This is a genomic window from Mesorhizobium sp. M7A.F.Ca.CA.004.12.1.1, assembly GCF_003997835.1.
Lineage (GTDB): Bacteria > Pseudomonadota > Alphaproteobacteria > Rhizobiales > Rhizobiaceae > Mesorhizobium.
The window spans coordinates 1-3,671 of record NZ_RZRK01000624.1; the positions used below are offsets into that span (position 1 = coordinate 1).

At 60.4% G+C, this 3,671-nt stretch carries 5 protein-coding genes; 2 read left to right on the plus strand and 3 right to left on the minus strand.

The annotated features are described in order from the left end of the window. Positions 1–83: 83 nt before the first annotated feature. Both EN984_RS26375 and EN984_RS26380 read right to left on the minus strand, forming a co-directional pair. On the minus strand, positions 84–659 hold the full coding sequence (locus EN984_RS26375) for a DUF4893 domain-containing protein (protein WP_127271739.1): 576 nt from the start codon (positions 657–659) through the stop codon (positions 84–86). 114 nt (positions 660–773) lie between these two features. After that, on the minus strand, positions 774–1,403 hold the full coding sequence (locus tag EN984_RS26380) for a DUF1638 domain-containing protein (protein ID WP_127271741.1): 630 nt from the start codon (positions 1,401–1,403) through the stop codon (positions 774–776). Between the two features lie 64 nt (positions 1,404–1,467). On the opposite strand from EN984_RS26380, the gene EN984_RS26385 reads away from it, so the two are divergent. Beyond that, on the plus strand, positions 1,468–1,608 hold the full coding sequence (locus EN984_RS26385; protein WP_023812312.1) for an entericidin A/B family lipoprotein: 141 nt from the start codon (positions 1,468–1,470) through the stop codon (positions 1,606–1,608). An 82-nt stretch (positions 1,609–1,690) separates the two neighbouring features. Here EN984_RS26385 and EN984_RS26390 read toward each other — a convergent pair whose 3' ends face one another. After that, a complete protein-coding gene (locus tag EN984_RS26390) occupies positions 1,691–2,389 on the minus strand; it encodes a B12-binding domain-containing protein (RefSeq protein ID WP_027029468.1) in 699 nt (232 codons plus the stop codon). A gap of 272 nt (positions 2,390–2,661) precedes the next feature. Here EN984_RS26390 and EN984_RS26395 point away from each other — a divergent pair. Continuing rightward, on the plus strand, positions 2,662–3,671 hold a 1,010-nt coding region (locus EN984_RS26395), incomplete at its 3' end, for a trimethylamine methyltransferase family protein (RefSeq protein WP_206517477.1).

The following is a 3,671-nucleotide window of genomic DNA, read 5'->3' on the forward strand; positions in this document are numbered from 1 at the left end:
CCCTCCAAGCAACCCGTTCTTGATAATGGTCGGGATGCTAGGGCGTCCGGGTTAATCCTTGGTGATCAGCCTTCGATACACAGTCAGCGCTTGAATTCGATGATATCGAGATTCGATTCGTAATAGGGCGCCGGAAATTCGATGCGCCATTCCTTGGCGCTGTTGCGGAAGGCATAGCCGACCTGGTCGGTTTGCGGGCCGCTGCCATAGGGCTTTGCCGGATCATCGTTGACATAGAAGGAACCGAGATAGATCGCGCGTTTCTCGCCATCGTCGAAGAAACGGCCCTTGGTGCGCTGCGAGCCGCTGATCTTTTCCAGCCGCCAGCCGGAACCGTCGTCGGTGACCTTGCACTTGAACCAGCCATAGATGACGAGCGGCAAAGACCCGCCGGCCTTGATGGTGCGGCACCGCCAACTGCCGGTCAGGTCCTTGTCGGAAAAGGCCACCAGCGGTTTTGCCAGCAAGGCGTCGAGTTGCTTGACCTCGGCCGCATCTCCAGCTTTCGCCTCGGCAAGCGCCGCCTTGCGCGTCTCGCCATAATTGTCGAGCCGCTTCTTGTCGGCCGGGGTGATGAGTTTCTGTACCTCGCCATCGGCATGAGCGGGCAGGGCGAAACAGAGGAGACCGAGTGCGGCTATCAAGAGGCGAGGGGTCATCAGTGTGTTTCCACGTTCGAATGGCTGGAGGGCCTGTTGCCTTGTGGCGCACAACTTACCCGTTCTCGGCGGCCTGTCACCCAGGGTTAGAGCATGGCGGGGTCAGGAATTGCTTCAGGCGTGTGCTGCCGCCTGCGCCATTCCGGCCGTCAGGTCGCCATAGCCGGTTGCGCGGCGTTCATAGACGAGACCAAGCATTCTGGCTGCCTTTTCGGCGACCTTGTCGAGTTCCGGATCATTGGTCTGGGCCAGATAGATCAGCTTCTCGTAGTTGCCGAAATAGTCCTTGATCAACTCCGGGTGCTTGTCGAGGCCGAGCGGTTTCATGAAGAAGGCGTCGAACTGCCGGCAGAGGAAGTCGGTCATGTAGAAGGACATCATGTCGTCGTCGGCGACTTTCGCATAGGCCTCCATGCCTTGATAGAAGGCAAAGCAGTGCGGGCCCGCCATGCGCTCGACGCCGTGCTTCTCGCAGATGCGGTCGAGCAGGCCGCCGGTGCCGCAGTCGGCATAGCCGACGAAGATGTTGCTGTAGCCTTCGGCCTTGGCCTTTTCGATTGCCTTGTCCATGGCCGGGGCGATGCGGTCCGGATAGAAATGGAATTCTGCCGGCAGGCAGGTCAGGTCGAGGTGATCCAGTCCGAGCTGTTCCTTGACGGCCAGAATTTCGCGCGCAATCATCCCACAGGCGATAACGAGCAGCTTGTCGTCTTGATTCGGTTTCGTTTTTTGCGTCTTGGCCATGGAACCCGTCGAGCCGGCCTTCGTTGCTGTAGCGCTAATTTATCTATTGAGGGAGACACCGTCCATGAAACTGCTACGCATCACGCCAATTGCCATCTTGACCTGCGCCCTGGCCCTCACGGCTTGTGCGAACACCGTCCGAGGCGTCGGCAAGGACGTCAAATCAACCGCCAATGCGGTCGAGGACACCGTCAACAATCCCTGATCCGCGCCCGTACTTCTTCATCTGGGAACAAAAAAGCCGCGCTGCAAGGCGCGGCTTCCTGTTGTCCGGCCGAAATGACCAATCAGGCCGAAGCGCGCACATTGTGCTTGCGCTTCATGAAGTCCTTGGCGGTCTCGACCGCCACTGCCGCGTCGCGGCAATAGGCATCGGCGCCGACGGCCTTGCCGAATTCCTCGTTCAGCGGCGCGCCGCCGACCAGCACGACATAATCGTCGCGGATGCCCTTTTCCTTCATCGTGTCGATGACGACCTTCATATAGGGCATGGTCGTGGTCAGCAGTGCCGACATGCCGATGATGTCGGGCTGGTGCTGTTCGATCGCATCGAGATATTTCTCGACCGCATTGTTGATGCCGAGATCGATGACGTCGAAACCAGCACCTTCCATCATCATGCCGACGAGGTTCTTGCCGATGTCGTGGATGTCGCCCTTGACGGTGCCGATGACCATCTTGCCCTGCTTCGGCGCGCCGGTGGCGGCGAGCAGCGGACGCAGGATGAACATGCCGGCCTTCATCGCATTGGCCGACAGCAGCACTTCGGGAACGAACAGGATGCCGTCGCGAAAATCCTCGCCGACGATGCGCATGCCTTCGACCAGCGCTTCCGTCAGCACCTTGTAGGGCACCCAGCCGCGCTCGAGCAGGATGTTGGTGCCTTCCTCGATCTCTTCCTTCAGCCCGTCATAGAGATCGTCGTGCATCTGCTGCACCAACTCGTCGTCGGAAAGTTCGGAAAGGATGATCTCGTCGTCGGACATTTGTATCGAGCTCCTGCCGGCATCGCGACCATGTCGCAAGGCACACATCTTCGCGTTCATACCTAACCCGCTGAGGGCATGTATCCATAGCTGATTTGCGACTTCCCGCAAAAGGAAAGCGACCGTAACTCTCTTGGAATTCTTGTCGATTTTGCGACAGGCGTTGGCGCTGGCGGGCCGTTTCGAATAGGGTGCATGGCTACGATCTGGCAAGAAGCGGCGAGGCAGCCGCTATGGATTCCAGACAAGAACAGTTTCAGGGAAGAACCACCATGAGCGAACACGCGGCAGTCGATCAGGAAGCGTCAAACGCGCGACGTGGGCGTGGCGCCAGTGGCGGGGCAGCAGCCCGGCGGGCAGCACGTTCAGGCGGTGGCCCGGGCACGCAGCTCACCTACATCAAGCGCAAGATCAACGTTTATGAGGTGCTGGACGAGGAAGGCCTGGCGCTGATCGAGAAGAACACCGATACGGTGCTCGAGGAGATCGGCATCATCTTCCGCGACGACGCGGAGGCGTTGCAACTGTGGAAAGAGGCCGGCGCCGACGTCAAGGGCGAGCGCGTGCACTTTCCGAAGGGGCTGTGCCGTTCGCTGCTCAAGACCGCGCCGTCCGTCTACACCCAGCACGCCCGCAATTCCGAGCGTTCGGTGCAGATCGGCGGCAATGCCACCGTTTTCGCGCCGGTCTACGGTCCGCCCTTCGTGCGTGACCTCGATGGCGTCAGGCGTTACGCGACGATCGAGGATTTCCAGAATTTCGTGAAGCTCGCCTATATGGCGCCGTCGATCCACCATTCGGGCGGCACGGTGTGCGAGCCGGTCGATGTGCCGGTCAACAAGCGCCACCTCGACATGATCTACAGCCACATCAAATATTCCGACAAGCCGTTCATGGGCTCGGTGACCGCGCCGGAACGCGCCGAAGACACCGTCGCCATGGCCAAGATCGTGTTCGGCGACGATTTCGTCGAGAACAACACGGTGCTGACCAGTCTGATCAACGCCAACTCGCCGATGGTGTTCGACGAGACCATGCTCGGCGCTTTGAAAGTCTATGCGCGCCACAACCAGGCTTGCATCGTCACGCCGTTCATCCTTGCCGGCGCGATGAGCCCGGTGACGGTGGCCGGCACGCTGACGCAGGTCCTGGCCGAAGTGCTGGCCGGCGCCTCGTTCACGCAGCTGATCCGGCCGGGCGCGCCGGTGCTGTTCGGCACCTTCGCTTCGTCGATCTCGATGCAGTCGGGCGCGCCGACCTTCGGCACGCCGGAGCCGTCGCT